The organism is Kitasatospora sp. NPDC003701 (genome assembly GCF_053587085.1).
The window spans coordinates 1-17,877 of sequence record NZ_JBSFNM010000037.1; the positions used below are offsets into that span (position 1 = coordinate 1).

Sequence of the window (17,877 nt, forward strand, 5' to 3'; positions counted from 1 at the left end):
AGGCATGTCCAAGAAGGACATCACACGCTGCCTCAAGCGCTTCGTCGCACGCGAGATCTACAACGCACTGACCAGGCCACCAGCACCACAAACCAACAAAGCCGACCTTGCCCCCGCAGCTTGACGTCTATAGGAGCATCCCCGACCTGGCCTGGCCCTGAGCCGGTCTGACCCCGAGCCGGCCTGACCGCTCCGGGGCGACAGGGCCCGCCGGCGAGGCCGCGTCCCGGGTCAGATGCCCCGCTTCGCCGTGATCACCCGGTCGTCGATGGCGGCCAGCAGGGCGGCGTAGTCGGTCTCCGTCTGGTCGGCGTAGCGAACGGCGAAGTCGGCGATCGCCTCGGCGAAGGTGTCGGCCGTGCCCAGGTAGCCCGCGATGGCGAGCCGGTCGCCGGAGCGGGCGTGGGCGCGGGCCAGGGCGCGGCCGCAGAGGTCCGCGTAGGCGCGCAGGCCGGAGGTGGTCATGTCGGCGACCTCGGCCGAACCCTTCATGTCGCGCAGTTGGCGGCCGTAGAAGTGGCGGCCGGCCGGGCCGGTGGTCCAGCCGAGGAAGATGTCGCTGGCGGCCTGCATCAGGTGCTGGCCGACGACGACCCGGCGGCCGCCGTGGGCGGCGTTCACCTCGGCGTCGGCACGGTTGCCGGCGGGCAGGTGGTCCTCCAGCACGGACCGGGTGGCCTCCTTGATCTGCAGGAAGAGCGGGTCGCGGGCGTCTCGCCCCTCCAGCAGGAGGATGTAGCAGCGGGTGCCGACGCTGCCGACGCCGACCACCTTGCGCGCCGCGTCGACGAACTGGAAGCGGTCGAGGAGGACGCGGCGGTCCTCGCTGAGGGTGGCCCGGTAGTCGCTGAAGATCTGTCCGACGCTGCTGTACTCGTTCTTCGACAACGGCTGGATCAGCGGCGGATCACTGATGATGTGCCGCCCGCCGTCCCGCTCCTCGGTGAGCTTGCCGAACGCCTGCATGCTGGTGCGGCGCCGGGCGTGTGCCATGCCGGCCTCGACCCGCTTGCGGCGCTTGGCCTTGCCGATCAGCGGGAGGAGGTCCTCGGTGTCGATCCGGGCGTACCAGACGTCGAGTTCGCTCATCACCGCCAGCCGCCGCATCGCGGTGGCGTAGCCCAGCACCGCGGCGAGCGCGGCCCGGCGGACGTGCTCCTCGTCGTTTCCGTTGTCGCGGGCCGCGACGGCGACGCTGGCGGCGAGCCGTTTGACGTCCCACTCGAACGGGCCGGGGTAGGTCTCGTCGAAGTCGTTGAGGCCGAAGAGCAGCGCCCGCTCCGGCGAGGCGTACATGCCGAAGTTCACCAGGTGTGCGTCGCCGCAGAGTTGGACGGTGATGCCGGTGTCGGGGACGGCCGCGAGGTCGGCGGTCATCACGGCGGCCGCGCCGCGCAGGAAGGCGAAGGCGGAGTCGGCCATCCGGCCGTAGCGGATCGGCAGCAGCTCGGCGACCCGGTCCGCCCCCTGGCGTTCCAGCACCGCGATCGGGTCGGGCCGGTCGGCGGCGGGGATCCAGCGGCCGTGGGCGGAGCGCGAGACCCGCTCACGGGCGGCCCGGCCGCGCCGGCGGCGTTCGGCGGGACTGGTCATGCGCTCGCTCCTCGGTCGGACGACGGGGCTGGGGCGCCCTCATCGCGACGCTAGGTCAACTGCGGGGGCCCGGCATGTCGAAGCGCCGGCGGGCGTGGAGCACGCCCGCCGGCGCTCGGCCGTTCGGATGACGGACCGGGACCTCGGGAACGGACCGGGACCTCGGGAACGGACCCAGGCGGAGGGAGCGGACCGGGCGGAGGGGCGGGACCACGCCCGCGCGCCCTACTCCACGACGAAGTCCGCCATCATCGCCATGTCCTCGTGCTCCAGGTTGTGGCAGTGCAGCATGTACGTCCCCGGGTAGTCCGTGAAGCGGACCAGGAGCTCCACCGACTCCGCCGGCCGCAGGTCGACGGTGTCCTTCCAGCCGGCGTCGTAGCGGCCGGGCTCGGCGCCGTTGCGCGAGAGCACCTGGAAGGGGTCCAGGTGGAGGTGGACGGGGTGGTGGACGTCGGTGAAGAAGCGCCAGATCTCGGTGCTGCCGAGGGCGGTGCGGGCCAGTGAACGGCCGGGTTCGTAGGGCTGGTTGTTGATCGTCCAGCCGTCGTTGCGGCTGCGGCGGAAACCGAAGGTCCGGGTGGTCACGGCGGCGGCCGGGTCGAGCCGTTCGAGGGTGCAGAGCCGCTCGGGGACGGCCGAGTCGTCGGTGACGGTACGGGACGACACGTCGAACAGCATCACCTCGGCGGTCCGGTCGCTGCCGAACCGATTCATCAGGCGGACGGAGGTCCCCGGCGGGTAGCGGGAGAAGTCGACCACCAGGTCGAAGCGCTCGGCCGGGGCGATCTCGACCGCGTCGTGCGCGATCGGGGCCTCCAGCAGGCCGCCGTCGCTGCCGATCTGCACCAGCGCGTCGCCGCCGGAGGGCTGCGGATCGAGTTCGAGGCGGTAGAGGCGGGCGTTGGAGGCGTTCAGCAGGCGCAGCCGGTAACGGGCGCGGTCCACCGTGAGCCGGGGCCAGGGGGCGCCGTTGACCAGGATGACGTCGCCGAGGACGCCGTTCATGTAGTCGTCGGTGACGCCCGGGACGGCCAGCGTGGCGTCGACGGCGGGGTACTGGAAGGAGCCGTCCTCGGCGAAGGAGCGGTCGGCGAGCATCAGCGGGAGGTCGCGCTCGCCGCGCGGCAGCGGCAGCGCGTCCTCCTCGTCGTCGTGGACCAGGTGGAAGCCGGCCAGGCCGCGCCAGACGGCGGGGCCGGTGAAGCCCATCCGGTGGTCGTGGTACCAGAGGGTGGCGGCGCGCTGCCGGCCGGGATAGGTGTACGTGCGCTCGCCGTCGGTCGTGCGGCCGGCGGGACCGCCACCGTGGGCCATGCCCGCCATACCCGCCATCCCCGCCATCCCCGCCATCGCGTCCATGCCGGGCATCCCCGCCATCGCGTCCGTGCCGGGCATCGCCTGGGCGCCCCGGGCGCCGCCGGCGCCGACCGGCAGGAGCAGGTCGATCGGGTAGCCGTCGCTGTCGGCGGGGGTGTGGCCGCCGTGCAGGTGGACCACCGAGGGCACCGGCAGCTCGTTGCGGTGGCGCACCACGGTCTGCCGGCCGGCGCGCACGGCCAGGGTCGGGCCCGGGTAGCTGCCGCCGTACGTCCAGGCCTCGGTCCGCAGGCCGGGCAGGATCTCCAGCCGCGCGACCTGCTGGGTGATCTCGTAGTGGTCGGTGGTGCCGTCGCTGCGGACCGGCCGCAGCACGGGCGGCAGCGGGAGCGGCACCTGGAACGGCGGGGGCGGCTCCATCGCACTGAGCAGCAGCAGGCCCGGACGGCCCTCGGTCAGCAGCCGCGCGGCCGAGGGGAGGGCGAAGGCCCCCAGCGCGCCGGTGCCGACCACGGCGGCGCCGATCCCCAGGAACCGGCGGCGGTTCACTGGGCGACCTCCACGGGCCCGCCCGGCCGGGGAAGCCGGCCGGCGCCGTCGGGGGCGGCCGCGGCGGTGCCCGCACGAGGGGGCAGCGGCAGCCGCCAGGCCCCGACCAGGCCGAACAGGACGCCGCTGACCAGCAGCACGCCGAGCACCACGTGCAGACCGACCGCGCGGTGGTAGCCGGCGGCGATCTGCAGGGTCACCCCCGCCGCCAGCAGGGCGGCCAGCCCGAGCGGCCCGAGCGGTCCGCGGCGGTCCCGGCCGGCCAGGCGGACCAGCGCCCCGGCCACCAGCTGGCAGAACGCCGCGGTGGCCATGGCCGTCGCGGTGCTCTCGTGCAGCGCGAGCGACTCGTAGTGGCCGTTGAGGTAGCTGCCGGCCAGCAGGGTCTGCAGCAGGGCCAGGGCGGCCAGCGCGGTGGCGCTCGCCCGCAGCAGGATCAGCGGCCGGCGGGGCGCGGGGGCCACGGGAGGACTGCTCATGGGTGGGCTTCTCTCTGCTCGGCCGTGAGGCGGGAACGGGTGCAGGGGGCCGGTGGGCGGGGGAACGGGAAACGCCTCCGGAGGCGGCTCGGCCCCGGACGGCGCGGCCGAGAGCGTAACTGATCGGACATCACGATCAGCGGCACCGAACCGGGTTGAGGTCGATCACCACTCCGTTGCCCCGGCCGGGGCCGGGGCGGTCACCCGAACGGGCGGTGCGCCACCCTCGCGCACCGCCCGTCCTCCCGGGGACGCCCCGACCGTCTGGCTCGTCCCGACCGTCCTGCCCGTCCCGCTCGTCCCCGGCCGGGGACGCCCCGACCGTCTACCCGTCCCGCCCTCGTACCCGGAACCCCGGGCCCGGCGGCGGCTCCCCCGCTACTGCCGCCCGCCGCCGGCCGCCACCGGGTGGGCCCGGAGCAGCAGGCGGGCCGGCAGGCCGGTCGAGCCGAGGCAGAGCAGCACGGCTCCGGCGGCCAGCGGCAGAGCGAGGCCGGCCGGGACGTGCGGTGCGGAGCCGGCGATGCCGCGGGTGATCGGCATCAGGGTGATCCAGGCGATCACCGCGCCGACCGCCAGCCCGGTCGCGGCGACCAGCAGCGCCTCCCAGCGCAGCATGCCGCGCACCTGTCGGCGGGTCGTCCCGGCCAGGCGCAGCAGCGCCACCTCGCGACGGCGGTCCAGCACCGTCATCGCCAGGGTGTTGGCGGCGGTGACGGCGGCGAAGCCGCCCAGCACGCCGGCCATCACGGTGTTCGCCCAGGCGCCGATCTCCTGGGCCTTGTCGGCCTGGGCGACGAAGCCGGCCCGGTCGGTGACGGTGGTCGCGCCGGGGCCGGCGAGGCCGGTCAGCCCGGCGGCGACGGCGGTCCGGTCGGCGCCGGGGGCGTCGGCGACCAGCACCTGGCTGTCGTAGCCGGCGGAGACGTGCTCCGCGACGGCCGCCCGGGGCAGCAGCGCCCGGCCGAGGCCGAGGCCGCGCTCGTAGGTGGCGACCACGGTCGGCTTGACCGGGGTGCCGTCGCCGAGCCAGAGCGGGGCGCGGTCGCCGACCTTGACGCCGAGGGCCTCGGCGAGGCCGGCGTCCAGGGCGACGGTGTCGGCGGAGCGGCCGAGTTCGGCCAGCGAGCCGCTCTTCACACCGAGGTCGAGCACCCGGGGCAGCTTCGCCGGGTCGCCGCTGATGCCCAGCGTGTTGGCGGTGCCGAGCACGCTGCCGTCGCGGTAGACGGTGCTGGTGCGCAGCACGCCGACGGCGGCGTCCACGCCCGGCACCTTGGCGGCGCGCTCGACGCTGCCGGCGGGCAGGCCGGGGCCGGTCGGGCCGACCACGTGGTCGGCGGTGATGCCGGTGCGCACCTGCTCGCCGGTGACGTGGGTGATGGTGCTCTGCATGAAGAGCAGGGTGCCGCAGAAGGCGGTGACCATGACGATCGGCGTGATCGCGGAGGCCAGCCGGCGGGCGTTGGCCCGGGTGTTGTCGGCGGCCAGCGAGCCGGGGGCGCCGGCGCCGGCCCGCAGCGGGACGCCGAGCAGCCCGGCGGCGAGGCCGGCCACCCAGGGGCCGAGCAGGGCGACGGCCATCAGGAAGCACATCACCACGCCGAGCGCGGTGTTGGCGGCGTTCGAGCCGTCGAGTCCGGCGGCGACGGCGGCCAGCGCGACACCGCCGGCGGCGAAGAGCAGCCCGACGACGGTCCGCACCACGCCGGGGCGGCCGGCCTCGACCGCGGCCGCGCCGAGGGCCTGGCTGGGCCGCAGCCGGGACGGGCGGCGGGAGGCGAAGAAGCCGGCGGTCAGCGCGGCCAGCGTGCAGGTGCCGACGGCGGCGAGCATCGGGATCGGCCCGACGTCCAGCGACAGGGCCTCGGGGACGGCGCCGCGGTCCGCCAGCTCGCCGAACCACCAGCGGGCCAGGGCCAGTCCGGGGAGGATGCCGAGCGCGCCGGCGACGGGCGCCACCAGCATCGCCTCGGTGGCGATGGTGCGGCGGATCTGGCGCGGGGTGGCACCGATGGCGCGCAGCAGGGCGAACTCCCGGGCGCGCTGGCCGGTGGCCAGGGCGACGGTGCTCATCACCACGAAGACCGCGGTCATGGTGGCGATGCCGCCGAAGGAGCCGCCGAGGGCGGTGAGCATGGTCCGGCTCTCGGCGAGCGCGGGCTGCTCGACGCCGCCGCGGGCGCTGCCGGTGAGCACCTCGGCCTCGCCGCCGACGGCCTGGCGGACCTGTGCGGCGAGGGTCTTGGTGTCGACGCCGTCGCGGGGGGCCACGGCGATCGCGTCGACCCGGCCCGGGTGGCCGGAGATCCGGTCGGCGACGGGGTCGGCGAACCAGGCGGTGGCGGCCGGCTGCTGCGGGCCCGCCGCCGGGGAGGCGGCGAGGCCGGAGATCCGGTAGGTGCCGGCGCCGCCGGGGGCGGTCAGCGCGACGGTGGCGCCGGGCGCGAGGTGGGCGGCGTGCGCGGTGTCGACGTCCAGGACGACCTCGCCGGTGCCGGGCGCCCGGCCCTCGACCAGCTTCTCGCCCGGTCCGGCGATGCCGAGCGCGGCGATGCCCCGGCCGGTCAGACCGGGCAGTCCGGCGGCGGAGCCGGCCGGGATCGGGAAGGCGGTGTCCGGACGGGCGGCCGCGACACCGGGCTGGGCGGCGATCCGCCCGGCCAGCGCCGCGTCGACCCGGGCCCGCTCGGGGACGGGCAGCGACTGGGTGTCGACCTCCTCGCCGGTCTTGACGGTGATCTTGACGGTGGCGTCGGCCGCGACCACCACCGGGGCGCCGGCGTACCGGGCCGGCGGCACGCTCGCGGTGATCCCGGTCTGCAGCAGCGTGCCGCAGGCCGTCACCACGGCCGCGCCGAGCAGCAGGGCGAGGAAGGTGCCGACGAAGGAGGCGGGCCTGAAGCGCACCGAGGCGCGTGCGAGTCCGTTGCTCATGCCGCCGCTCCGACCGGGCGCGCCGCCAGCGTGACCATGCGGTCGGCGACGGCCTTCGGGTCCGGGTGGTACAGCTCGCCGGCGAGCGCGCCGTCGGCCAGGAAGACGGCGCGGTCCGCGAACGAGGCCGCCACCGGGTCGTGGGTGACCATGACGACGGTCGCGCCCATGGTGTCCACGGCGCGGCGCAGCAGGCCGAGCACCTCGTGGGCGGTGCGGGTGTCCAGTGCGCCGGTCGGCTCGTCGGCGAAGACCACGTCCGGGTCGGTGATCAGCGCGCGGGCGATCGCCACGCGCTGCTGCTGACCGCCGGAGAGCTGCCCGGGCCGCCGGCCGCCGTGCTCACCGAGGCCGACCTGGGCCAGCAACTCCCGTGCCCGGGCGCGGTCCTGGCGCTCGCCGGCGAGGCGCTGCGGGAGCAGCACGTTCTGCTGCACCGTCAGCGAGGGCAGCAGGTTGAAGGACTGGAAGATGAAGCCGATCCGGCTGCGGCGCAGCTTGGTGAGCCGGTTCTCGCTCAGCCGGGTGATCTCCTCGCCGCCGAGGCGGACCTCGCCGCTGTCCGGGCGGTCCAGGCCGGCCGCGCACTGCAGGAAGGTGCTCTTGCCGGAGCCGGACGGGCCCATGACCGCGGTGAAGCTGCCCCGGTCGAGCGACAGGTCGATGCCCCGCAGGGCGTGCACGGTCTCGCCGCCACGGCCGTAGCTGCGCCGCACCGCCCGCAGCTCGATCGCTGCATGGGCGGCGGGCTGCCCGTACGGCTCGGTCCGGACGTGCTGGCGGCGTGCCATGGTGGGCCTTCCTTAGGGGATCGTCGCTGGTCGTCGACGTGTTCCAGCCTAGGAACGGCGTGCGGGCCGGACCATGGAGGCCGCTGGCGGACGGAGCGGGGGGTTATCCCCACCCCGTTCCTGGGCCCGGCCCCCGGCTCGGTCCGCTCAGATCCCGTCGCCCTCGATCCGCTCGGACGCGGCGAGCCGCCCGGGGTCGGCGGGCGCACCGGCGCCGCCGGCCACGGGCACCCCCGGCGTCGGCGGGCCGCCCGGCACGGTGGGCACGGGGCCGGGCGGGGTGGCGGGGGCCGGGCGGGACCGGAGCGGAGCCGGCACCTGCGGGGCCGGGGCGGGCACCTGGGAGGCCGGGGCGGGCACCTGGGAGGCCGGCCCGGGAGCCGCCGGCTCCGGCCCGACGCCGACCGGCCGGTAGGGGGTGACGACGCCGCGGCCGGCCTCACGGGCGAGCTGCTCGAAGTGCTCGATCTTGTACGCGAGGCCCTCCGGCTCACCGATGTCGGCCCAGCGCCAGGCCTCCGCCCACCGTTGCGGACCGCGCACCAGCGGCCGTCCGGCGAGCGCGAGGTGCAGGGCGAGCGTCGGGCGGGCGAGGTCGTGCACCCACCCGTCGCTCTGCCGGTAGGCGGCCGTCTCGTCCAGGCGCAGCCAGCGGCCCTCGCGCCCGGCGGCGAGCAGTGGCACCCAGCCGTGCCGGCCGTCGGCGACCAGCAGGAGCAGCCGCCCGTCGTCCTCGCGCACCCGGTACGGGGGCAGTTGCGGCATCCGGGTCAGGCCGAGGGCGTGCTTCCAGGAGACCACCCAGAGCCCGCGCCGCAGGTAGTAGCGGACGGCGTGCTGCCAGGTCCAGTGCGCCTCCAGGCGGTAGCCGGGCAGCCCCTCGGCGGCCGCCGCCCGGTACACCTCGTCGAGCACGGCGGCGGCGAGGCCGCGGCCGCGCGCGGAGGGGCGCAGGTAGAGCGAGGAGACGAACAGCTGGCCCCGTCCCCTGGTCCAGTTGTCGACCGCCACCGTCCCGGCCGGCGGACCGTCCCGGCCGTCCGGGCCGAGCACCCAGTAGCGGCGGCGGTAGAGCCCGTCGTCCGGCCACTCCCGGCCGCTCCCGCCGAGCCGCTCGCGCAGCCGGCGCTCGCCCCCCGGTGTCAGCGCGTCCGGGTCCACCCGTTCGCCGAGCTCTCCCTCGGCCCGGGACGCCAGGTCCCAGAGCTCGAACCGCCGGCCGGCCCAGCCGTCCGCCACCCGCAGCCGGGGCGCCGCCGCCAGCCGCTCCTGTGCCCGCTCCACCGCGGCATCCCACGACCTCACCACAGGACAACGATAGCGAGCGTTCACCACCGAACGTGACTTCGCAGACACCGAACGTCAGCACGAGCGGCCCGGACGGCGATGGTAGGGAAAACCCGACCCCAGGTCTCGACCTGGCCGTCATGACCCCGTTGAACCCCGCCGCTGGAATGAAGGGGTGCTGAATCACCGAGGCCGTCCCGACCGCCGCGACCAGGAAGACCCCAGGTCGCTCCACAGCCAACTCCCTTACAGGTCAAGGCTGTTCGACCGCCGGGCGGCGTGGTGCGCCGGCTGGACGGTCGCCGCCGGGTGGGCGGCGGCGTTCCCGCTCGTCTCCGGGCTCGGGCCGCACCGCAGTTGGGGCGTGATCGCCGCAACCGGGTATCTGGCGGCGGCCGTTGCCGTGCTCGCACTGCCGTGGCGGCGGGCGCGCTCCTGGTCCGTGGCGGTGGCGCTCGCCGGGGCCCTCGTGGCGCCGCTGCTCTGGCTGGTGCTGACCGGTCAGGGGCAGAGCGAGGTCGCCGTGATCGAGCGGTCCGGCGAGTTGCTGCTCCGGCACGGCACGCCCTACCTGGCGGAGCCGCGCACCGTGCCCGAGTACACGCCGTACCTGCCGGGCATGGCGCTGTTCGGGCTGCCGCGCGCGGTGCTGGGGGCGCAGGAGTGGCCGGCCCGGCTGCTCGGCGATGCCCGGCTCTGGTGCGCCGCCGTGTTCCTGGGCTGCCTGCTCGCCGCCCGCCGCCCGCACCGGACGGGGCTCGCGGCGCTCACCGCCTCGCCGCTGGTCGCGCTGCCGCTCTGTGTGAGCGGGGTCGACCTGCCGATGACCGGGCTCTGCTGCCTGGCCCTCGCCCTGGCCGCCCGGGCCCGCCCCGGCGGCGCCGGGCTGGCGCTCGCCGCGGCCTGCGCGCTCAAGTGGACGGCCTGGCCGGCGGTCGCGGTCGTCGCGGCGCTGCTGGCCGTCACGGCGGGCCGGCGGGCGGCGCTGCGCGCCACGGCGGTCGCGGTGGCGGGCACGGCCGTCCTCGTCCTGCCGGCGGCGCTGCGCTCGCCCGGACCGATGTTCCACCAGGTGTTCGCCTTCCCCACCGGGCGCGGCACGCTGCCCACCCCGGCCGGCAGCCCGCTGCCCGGCCGGCTGCTCGCGGACCTCGGCCCGGCCGGCTGGTACGCGGCGGTGGCGCTGCTGCTGCTCGGCGGGCTGGCCGTCGCCGCCTCGCTGGTGCTGCGCCCGCCCCGGGACGCCGTCGGCGCCGCCGACCGGCTCGCGCTCGGGCTCTGCCTGGCCTTCCTGCTCGCACCGGCCGGGCGGTTCGGCTACCTCGCGCTGCCGCTCGTGCTCGTCCTCTGGGCCCGGTTGCAGACCCGCCCCGGCCACGGCGGCGCCGCGCGCACCGATCCGCGCACCGATCCGCGCGCCGGTACCCGCACCACCCCGCCCACCCCCGCACGCACCACCGTACGCACCGATCCCCGAACCGAGGTTGCACCGACCCCATGGCCAGCACACTGATCGTCACCAACGACTTCCCGCCCCGGCAGGGCGGCATCGAAACCTTCGTCCACGCCATGGCCACCCGCCTGCCCGCCGCCGAGGTCGTCGTCCTCACCTCGGACGAGCCCGGCGCGGCCGCTCACGACGCGACCCTCCCCTTCCCGGTGATCCGCGACCGGTCCCGGCTGCTGCTGCCCACCGGCCGGGTCACCCGGCGGGCCGCCGAGATCGCCCGCGCGCACGGCTGCGACCGGGTCTGGTTCGGCGCCGCCGCCCCGCTCGCCGCGATGGCGCCCGGACTGCGGCGGCAGGCGCCCGGGATCGCCCGGACGGTCGCCACCACGCACGGCCACGAGATCTGGTGGGCCCGGACGCCCGGGGCCCGCCGGCTGCTGCGGCGGATCGGCGACGGCGTCGACGTGGTCACCTACCTCGGCGAGTACACCCGGGCCCGGATCGCCCCGGCGCTCGGGCCCCGGGCCCGGCTGGAGCGGCTCGTCCCGGGCGTGGACACGGAGCTGTTCCGCCCGGCCGGCGCGGACGAGGCGGCCCCGGACGAGGCGGCCGGGGTGAACGAGGCGACCGGGGCGACCGGGGCGACCGGCCCGGTGATCCTGTGCGTGGCCCGGCTCGTCCCCCGCAAGGGCCAGGACGCCCTGATCCGGGCCCTCCCCCTGATCCGCCGGACCGCCCCCGGGGCCGTCCTGGTGCTGGTCGGCCGGGGCCCGGACGAGCGGCGGCTGCGCGCGCTCGCCCGGCGCCACACCGAGCCCGGCTCGGTGGTCTTCGCCGGCGGCCGCGAACACGCGGCCACCCCCGCGTACTACGCGGCGGCGGACGTCTTCGCCATGCCCTGCCGCACCCGGCGGGCCGGTCTGGAGGCGGAGGGCCTCGGCATCGTCTTCCTGGAGGCCGCGGCCGCCGGGCTGCCGGTGGTCGCGGGCCGCTCCGGCGGCGCGCCCGACGCCGTCCTCGACGGGGTCACCGGCGCGGTCGTCGACGGCCGGAGCCCGGCCGCCGTCGCGGCGGCGGTCGGCCGCATCCTCGGTGCCCCGGCGGCCGACCGCGCCCGGATGGGGGCGGCGGGGCGGCGCTGGGTCCGGGAGGAGTGGTCCTGGGAGGCCTCCGCCCGCCGCCTCGCGGAGCTGCTCGACCCGGCGGGGGCCGGCGCCGGGGGCACCACGGCCCCGGCGGTCTACTCCCCCCGCAGGTGAGCCAGCACCGCGAGCACCCGGCGGTTGCCCTCGGCCGGGTCGAGGTCCAGCTTCATGAAGATGTTGCCGCAGTGCTTGACCACCGAGGCCTCGGTGATGCTCAGCCGCCCGGCGACGGCCTGGTTGTTCAGCCCCTCCGCCATCAGCCCCAGCACCTCCCGCTCGCGCGGGGTCAGCCGGGCCAGCGGCCGGTCCGCCGCCTGCTGGCGGAGCAGCACCCGGACCACCTCCGGATCGATCACGGTCTGACCGGCCGCCACCCGGCCGAGCGCGTCCAGGAAGTCCGCCACCTCGCCGACCCGGTCCTTCAGCAGGTAGCCGAGCCCGGCCGGCTGCGCGCCCGCCGCGCCGAGCAGCCGGGTGGCGTACGGGGTGGCCACGTACTGGGAGAGCACCAGCACCGGCAGACCCGGGTGGCGTTCGCGCAGGTCCAGGGCGGCGCGCAGGCCCTCGTCGTGGAAGCCCGGCGGCATCCGGACGTCGGTGACCACGATGTCGGGCCGGTCCGCGTCCACGGCGGCGGCCAGCGCGTCGCCGTCGCCGACGGCCGCGACCACCCGGTGGCCGCCGCGGGTGAGCAGTTCGACCAGCCCGGCCCGGAGCAGCACGGCGTCCTCGGCGATCACTACCCGGAGCACGGCACCTCCACCCGGAGCCTGGTCGGCCCGCCGATCGGACTGGTCACCATCAGCCTTCCTCTCAGAATCGCGATCCGGTCCGCGAGCCCCTGCAGCCCGGCCCCGGCGGCCGGATCGGCCCCGCCGCGCCCGTCGTCCGTCACCTGGAGCACCAGGCGGCCGTCCGCGATCCGGCCGCGGACGGTGATCGCGGTCGCGCCGCTGTGCTTGGCGGCATTGGTGAGCGCCTCGGTGACGGTGAAGTAGGCCGTCGTCTCGACCGGTCCGGGCAGCCGCTGCGGCAGCTCGATGTCCACCTCGACCGGGATCGGGTGGCGCAGCGCGACCTCGGCCACGGCGGCGGCCAGCCCGTGGTCGGTGAGCACCTGGGGGTGGATGCCCCGGACGAGGTCCCGCAGCTGTTCGAGCGCCTGGCGGGCCTCGCCGCGCGCCCGGTCGACCAGCGCGAGCGCCGGGTCGTCGCCCTCGCGCCCGCGCAGCTCGTAGGCGGCCAGCCCGAGCGTCATGCTGAGCGCGACCAGCTGCTGCTGGGCGCCGTCGTGCAGATCGCGTTCGATCCGCCGGCGCTCGGCCTCGAAGGCGTCGACCAGGCGGGCCCGGGAGCGGGTGAGTTCGAGGACCTGACGGCCGAGGCCCTCCGGCCGGGGACCGAGCAGGCCGCGGACGAGCCGGACCCGGACGGTGGTCAGCAGCGCGCCCGCGTACGCGCAGACCAGCAGGCCGGCCAGCCCGACGGCGCTCGCGGGCAGCGCCGCGACGGGGCCGGAGACCGCCCGGCCGGGGATCAGCATCACGGTCTCGGGGGCCAGCGCCCAGACCACCACCGGGCTGACGACCAGCGTCCCGCAGAACGCCAGCAGCGCCGTGAAGGCGAGATCGACGGCGCTCAGCACCAGGGCGAACAGGGCGGTGTAGCCGAGCTCGCGCCAGGTCGCGCGCTCCCGCAGCCTGGTCCGCAGCCGCGCCCGGCGGCCGACCCCGGGCAGCGCGCGGTGCGGGTCGGGCACGGGCACCGGCTCGACCAGTCGCAGCCGGCGGCGCTCCAGCGCACCGACCGGGAGGCCGGCGAGGGCGACCCCCAGCAGGACCGGCAGACCGACCCCGACGACGGACAGACCGAGGCCGACCAGCAGCAGGGCGGCGAGCACGACCAGCAGCAGCGGCCCGAGGACCGCGCCGCCGAGCAGATGGCCCCAGCAGCGCCAGGGGGCCGGGGTGAGCGGAAACCGCAGCGGGTGCGCCCGCAGGGCCGCCCCGACCGCAACGGTCTGCCGCCCCTCGTCCGCCCCCCGCTCCCCGTCCACCCGGCCACCCTAACCGACCGGCCCCGACCCGCCCCGACCTCCCTGACCTGCCCGTCCACACCTGTGCCGCCCTCAGGGCACCCCCCGGCCCACGGGCTGACGAGCCGTCCGGCCCGGTCCGGCGGGGTCAGCTCCGTAGGGTGACGCCGTCCAGGACCACGCCCACCACGCTCGTGGCCGGGACGGCGCCCCACAGGCGGGAGTCGGTGCTGTAGGCGGGGTTGTCGCCGAGCAGGACCACCCGGCCGCCGGGGACGACGGGGGCGCCGACGGCGGCGCGCGCGGGATCGGGCACCGGGTCGCCCGGGAGGGCGGCGAGGCGCTTCACCAGGAGCCGCTGCGGGCGCCGGCCGGCCGGGTCGGCGGGGAGGTCCAGGGCCGCCGGGGAGACCACGACGATCCGGCCCGGCCGCAGCCGCGCCCAGCCCCGGCGCAGGACCAGGACCCGCTGCCCCGGCCGCAGGGCCGGGGCCATGCTCGGCCCGGCGACCACCACGACCGACAGCGCGGCGCGGGCCAGCACGGCGGCGGCCACCGACAGGGCGGCGAGCGTGCCGCCGACGGCGAGGAGCAGCTGCATGACGGGGACTCTCCTCCGCTAGTGGGCCGACGGCCCGGGCACGGGTACCCGGGCCGGGCCGGCCGTCGGATCGGGCGCCGCGTCCGGGTGGCCCGGCTGGTAGCCCTCGGCCTGCAGGGTGAACAGTTCGGCGTAGCGCCCGCCGAGGGCCATCAGCGTCGCGTGGGTGCCCTCCTCGGCCACCCGCCCGTCGGCGAGGACGACGATCCGGTCGGCGTCGCGGACGGCGGCGAGCCGGTGCGACACGATGATGCTGGTCGCCCCCCGGCGCAGTTCGCGCAGGCTGTCGTGGACCTCCTTCTCCGCGGCCGCGTCCAGCCCGGCACTGGGCTCGTCGAGGATCATCAGGTCGGCGTCCCGCCGCATGAACGCCCTTGCCACGGCGAGCCGTTGCCACTCACCGCCGGAGAGCGAGTGACCCCAGCCGGTGCCCGCGCCCTCCGGCAGGAAGATCCGGCTGAGCAGCGCGTCGTAGCCGCCCTCCAGGCGGTCGATCCGCTTGTGCACCCCGGCCGCCCGGGCGGCCCCGGCGATCCGGTCGGCGTCCTGGAGGTGGTCGAGCCGGCCCAGGCCGATGTTCTCGCCCGCGGTCAGGTCGTAGCGGCAGTAGTCCTGGAAGACCGCGCCGATCCGCTCCCGGTAGGCCTCCGGCGTGAACTCCCGGATGTCGACGCCGTCCCAGAGGATCCGGCCGCGCCCGGGGTCGTAGAGCCGGCAGAGCAGTTTGACCAGGGTGCTCTTGCCCGCGCCGTTGAGGCCGATCAGCGCGGTCACCGAGCCGGCCGGGACGGTCAGGTCGACGCCGCGCAGCGTCCACGGCGCGTCCTCGTGGTAGCGGAACCAGACGTCCCGGAACTCGATCGTCCCGCCGAGCGGGCCGGGCGCCGACGGCACCGCGGGCAGGGCGAGGTCCGGTTCGGCGGTGCCCAGGGCGCGGTAGTGGGCGAAGGTGATGGCCGCCTGGTACGCGGCCGCGCCGGTGCTCGCGAGCTGTCCGACGCCGGCCTGGATGCCGGCGACGGCCGCCACGCAGACCGAGACCTGCCCGATCGACAACTCGCCGGCACCGGCGGCCCGGACGGCCCAGACCAGGCCGAGCCCGTACACCGCGACCCCGAGCAGCAGGGCCGGCAGCCGGTGGGCGAGGTTCTGCCGGTCGGTCCGGTTCTCCGCCTCGGCGACCGCGACGAGTTCGGTCCGCGCCCGCTGCTTGAAGAAGTCCTGCAGGCCGAAGAGCCGGATCTCCTTCACCGCGTCCACGTCGGCGATCAGGCTGCCGTAGAACATCTGCCGGCGGTTGCGCGGCATGGTCTCGCGCAGCACGGCCGCCCGGCGGCGCCCGGCGGCGAGCTGGACGCGGATCAGCGGCAGCGTCAGCACCAGGGTGAGCGCGCCGAGGGCCGGATTCACGACGAACAGGGTGCCGAGGAAGCCGGCCACCGTCAGCAGCGCCTGCAGGCTGCTGAACGCCGAGCCGACCAGCAGGTCGGGGGCGATGCCACCGGCCTGCTGGGCCAGCCGCAGCTCGTCCTGGAAGTGCGGGTCCTCGAAGCGCCGCAGACCGGGCAGCCGGTTGACGGCGTCGAACAGCTCCTCCTGCACCCGCAGTCGGACGGCCCGGCTGCTGCGGGCCCGGGTGAACTCGCCGAACGCGGGGGCGAGCGCCAGGCCGAGGCTCGCCACGATCAGCAGCACGCAGGTGCGGACCGGCACACCGGCCGGGGCGCCCCCGCCGGCGGGGGCGGTGAGGGCGTCGAACAGGTCGCTGACCAGCAGCGCCGTACCGGCCGGCAGCAGGCCGCCGACCAGGCTGCTGAGCAGCGAGAGCAGCAGGGCGGAGGGGCTCGCGCGCCAGGCGAGGGCGCAGGCGGCGGCGCCCGAGCGGAGCGCCCGCCGCCCCTCCGCCGGGACGGCGGGCCGGTGGCCGGCCGGAGGTCCGCCAGGAGGTCCGAGGGGCGGCCCGGGAGGCGGCCCGAGGGGAACTGCGGGCGGCGCCTGCGCCGGTGGCGCGGCCTTGGGTCCGGTCACAGCGAGGCGGGTGCGACGACGAGTTCGGCCGGAAGGAGGCGGTTGGTGATCCGCCCCGCCGCGTCGATGTCCACATAGCTCGGCCAGCGGACCACGCCGAACGCCTCGGCCACCGAGCCCTCGCCGACGCCGGCGGGCTCGACCACCACGCGCGCCACCGGTTCGAGGATCGCGACGAGGTTGTCGCCCACCGGGCCGGTGCCCTTGACGACGGCCACCACCCGCTCCCGCCCACCGGGGTAGCCCGTGACGGCCTTGACGAAGTCCGGGGCCTGTTCGAGACACGATCCGCAGGTGGTGGAGAAGAATCCGACGACCGCCCGGTCACCGGTCAGGTCATTCCCGGATATCGGACCGTCGGAATGCGAGACCGTCCGGAAATCGGGCATCGGGGCACCGTCCGGCAGCCTGTTGTCCGGAATCGAGACACCCGTCAGGACACTCCCGGCGGCACCGCCGTGGGAGGCGCCGTGGGAATTCCCGTGTGCGCCGCCGTGGGACAACTGGGTGATTTTCCTGGCCAATGCCAGGGTCAGCAGCAGATTGAATACCGAAAGACAGCCGACCAGAATGACGGAGACCGTGGTCATGGTTATCTGTTCCTCGTTCCAGCGCGCGGTCGTACGAACGGATGCAGGGGTGGCGAAAAGGGCCGGGAGAACAGCGGTCAGCGGGCGGCCGAGAAGAGTTCGACCAGCGTGTCGGTGGCGATGATCAGGATGCTGGCGAAGACCGCCACCAGCAGGGCGACCACCGCCCCGGTGACTCCGAGGCCGCCGGGATCGGCGGCGGTGCTCGCCGACAGGCCCGCTCCGGCGATGCCGAGCAGGACCAGGTTGCGGCCCACATGGGCCCGGCTCACCGGCACTCCGGACGCGCCGAAGCACGAGCAGGAGACGTCGAGCCCGCGCCGCAGGACCGAGACCAGGACGGCCGCGAAGACCGCGAACATGACGCCGGAGAGCACGAAACCCCAGGTGGCGAAGGGCTTCGGCGCCCACACCAGGAGGCCGGCGGCGACCTCCGCCACCGGGACGGCGGCCGCCGTCGCACCGGTCAGGCGCCCGGGCACGACGGCCATCGCGCGCAGCGCGGAGGCGAACTCGCGCGGCGCCCGGAACTTGGCCAGGGCGGAGACGGCGAACACGGCCGCGAGGACGCAGCGGCCGCAGAGCAGCAGGTATGCAGTCATGGCTCCCCCGTCACCGGTGCCCCCGCCCGGGTGGGCGGGGGCACCGGCGGACTCGTGTGTCAGTCGACCGATTTCGTCAGGGCGAATGGTTCGCCGGGACGGGGATCAGCAACCGCCGATGATGCCGTACGTCTCACAGGACGGGGCGACGGCGCAGTTCCAGGAGCAGCACGTGCGGACGTACAGGATCTCGTTCGAGCACCACGAGCTGGTGCCCGCGGGGCACTGGCAGTACGCGTCCGCGGCCTCTTCCTTGAGGCCCCGGGAGAAGGTGCGGTCCACCAGGTTGAGAATCGCCTGAACCATTTGTTCCTCCACGCTGCGGTAGATGGATACGAGCGGCTGTGCACTTACTGACGAGATCTCGCGTCGGGAAACGTAACCGAAACATGAACAGCTTGTCTAGACCAACTTCGATCATCCTCGGAACCGAATTCGGAACAGGAGAGTCCGCTTCCGAAAGGACTGGG

At 76.0% G+C, this 17,877-nt stretch carries 15 protein-coding genes; 2 read left to right on the forward strand and 13 right to left on the reverse strand.

What is annotated here, in order from left to right:
- Positions 1-231: 231 nt before the first annotated feature.
- From ACWDRR_RS28605 to ACWDRR_RS28630, 6 genes are all read right to left on the reverse strand, one after another.
- Positions 232-1,593, reverse strand: coding sequence for a DUF2252 domain-containing protein (locus ACWDRR_RS28605; RefSeq protein WP_449775134.1), 1,362 nt, complete (start codon positions 1,591-1,593; stop codon positions 232-234).
- Positions 1,594-1,818: 225 nt separating this feature from the next.
- The gene (locus ACWDRR_RS28610; RefSeq protein ID WP_449775135.1) at positions 1,819-3,462 is read right to left on the reverse strand and encodes a multicopper oxidase family protein; all 1,644 of its coding nucleotides are present in this window, start codon (positions 3,460-3,462) and stop codon (positions 1,819-1,821) included.
- Positions 3,459-3,941, reverse strand: coding sequence for a hypothetical protein (locus ACWDRR_RS28615; RefSeq protein ID WP_449775136.1), 483 nt, complete (start codon positions 3,939-3,941; stop codon positions 3,459-3,461). Before ACWDRR_RS28615 ends, ACWDRR_RS28610 begins: the two co-directional genes overlap by 4 nt.
- A 378-nt stretch (positions 3,942-4,319) precedes the next feature.
- Positions 4,320-6,878, reverse strand: a complete 2,559-nt coding sequence (locus tag ACWDRR_RS28620) for an FtsX-like permease family protein (RefSeq protein WP_449775137.1) — start codon at positions 6,876-6,878, stop codon at positions 4,320-4,322.
- A complete protein-coding gene (locus tag ACWDRR_RS28625) occupies positions 6,875-7,669 on the reverse strand; it encodes an ABC transporter ATP-binding protein (protein ID WP_449775138.1) in 795 nt (264 codons plus the stop codon). The genes ACWDRR_RS28620 and ACWDRR_RS28625 overlap by 4 nt, the downstream gene beginning before the upstream one ends.
- Before the next feature lie 147 nt (positions 7,670-7,816).
- Positions 7,817-8,974, reverse strand: coding sequence for a GNAT family N-acetyltransferase (locus ACWDRR_RS28630; RefSeq protein ID WP_449775139.1), 1,158 nt, complete (start codon positions 8,972-8,974; stop codon positions 7,817-7,819).
- Positions 8,975-9,215: 241 nt separating this feature from the next.
- Here ACWDRR_RS28630 and ACWDRR_RS28635 point away from each other — a divergent pair, with 241 nt between their 5' ends.
- Positions 9,216-10,469 carry a hypothetical protein gene (locus tag ACWDRR_RS28635; protein ID WP_449775191.1) on the forward strand — a complete coding sequence of 418 codons (1,254 nt, stop codon included), beginning with the start codon at positions 9,216-9,218 and terminating at the stop codon, positions 10,467-10,469.
- Complete coding sequence (locus tag ACWDRR_RS28640) at positions 10,454-11,665, forward strand: glycosyltransferase family 4 protein (protein WP_449775140.1); 1,212 nt, start codon at positions 10,454-10,456, stop codon at positions 11,663-11,665. Before ACWDRR_RS28635 ends, ACWDRR_RS28640 begins: the two co-directional genes overlap by 16 nt.
- Here ACWDRR_RS28640 and ACWDRR_RS28645 read toward each other — a convergent pair.
- From ACWDRR_RS28645 to ACWDRR_RS28675, 7 genes are all read right to left on the reverse strand, one after another.
- On the reverse strand, positions 11,647-12,303 hold the full coding sequence (locus ACWDRR_RS28645) for a response regulator (protein WP_449775141.1): 657 nt from the start codon (positions 12,301-12,303) through the stop codon (positions 11,647-11,649). The two genes, ACWDRR_RS28640 and ACWDRR_RS28645, sit on opposite strands and share 19 nt — an antisense overlap.
- Positions 12,291-13,607, reverse strand: coding sequence for a sensor histidine kinase (locus ACWDRR_RS28650; protein ID WP_449775142.1), 1,317 nt, complete (start codon positions 13,605-13,607; stop codon positions 12,291-12,293). The genes ACWDRR_RS28645 and ACWDRR_RS28650 overlap by 13 nt, the downstream gene beginning before the upstream one ends.
- Positions 13,608-13,734: 127 nt before the next feature.
- Complete coding sequence (locus ACWDRR_RS28655) at positions 13,735-14,187, reverse strand: S26 family signal peptidase (RefSeq protein WP_449775143.1); 453 nt, start codon at positions 14,185-14,187, stop codon at positions 13,735-13,737.
- An 18-nt stretch (positions 14,188-14,205) separates the two neighbouring features.
- A complete protein-coding gene (locus tag ACWDRR_RS28660; protein ID WP_449775144.1) occupies positions 14,206-16,215 on the reverse strand; it encodes an ABC transporter ATP-binding protein in 2,010 nt (669 codons plus the stop codon).
- The gene (locus tag ACWDRR_RS28665; protein ID WP_449775145.1) at positions 16,212-16,805 is read right to left on the reverse strand and encodes a TlpA family protein disulfide reductase; all 594 of its coding nucleotides are present in this window, start codon (positions 16,803-16,805) and stop codon (positions 16,212-16,214) included. Before ACWDRR_RS28665 ends, ACWDRR_RS28660 begins: the two co-directional genes overlap by 4 nt.
- 77 nt (positions 16,806-16,882) lie before the next feature.
- Positions 16,883-17,407, reverse strand: coding sequence for a MauE/DoxX family redox-associated membrane protein (locus tag ACWDRR_RS28670; protein WP_449775146.1), 525 nt, complete (start codon positions 17,405-17,407; stop codon positions 16,883-16,885).
- A gap of 105 nt (positions 17,408-17,512) precedes the next feature.
- Positions 17,513-17,713: a hypothetical protein gene (locus ACWDRR_RS28675; protein WP_380572169.1), complete on the reverse strand. Its 201-nt coding sequence runs from the start codon at positions 17,711-17,713 to the stop codon at positions 17,513-17,515.
- Between the last annotated feature and the right edge of the window lie 164 nt (positions 17,714-17,877).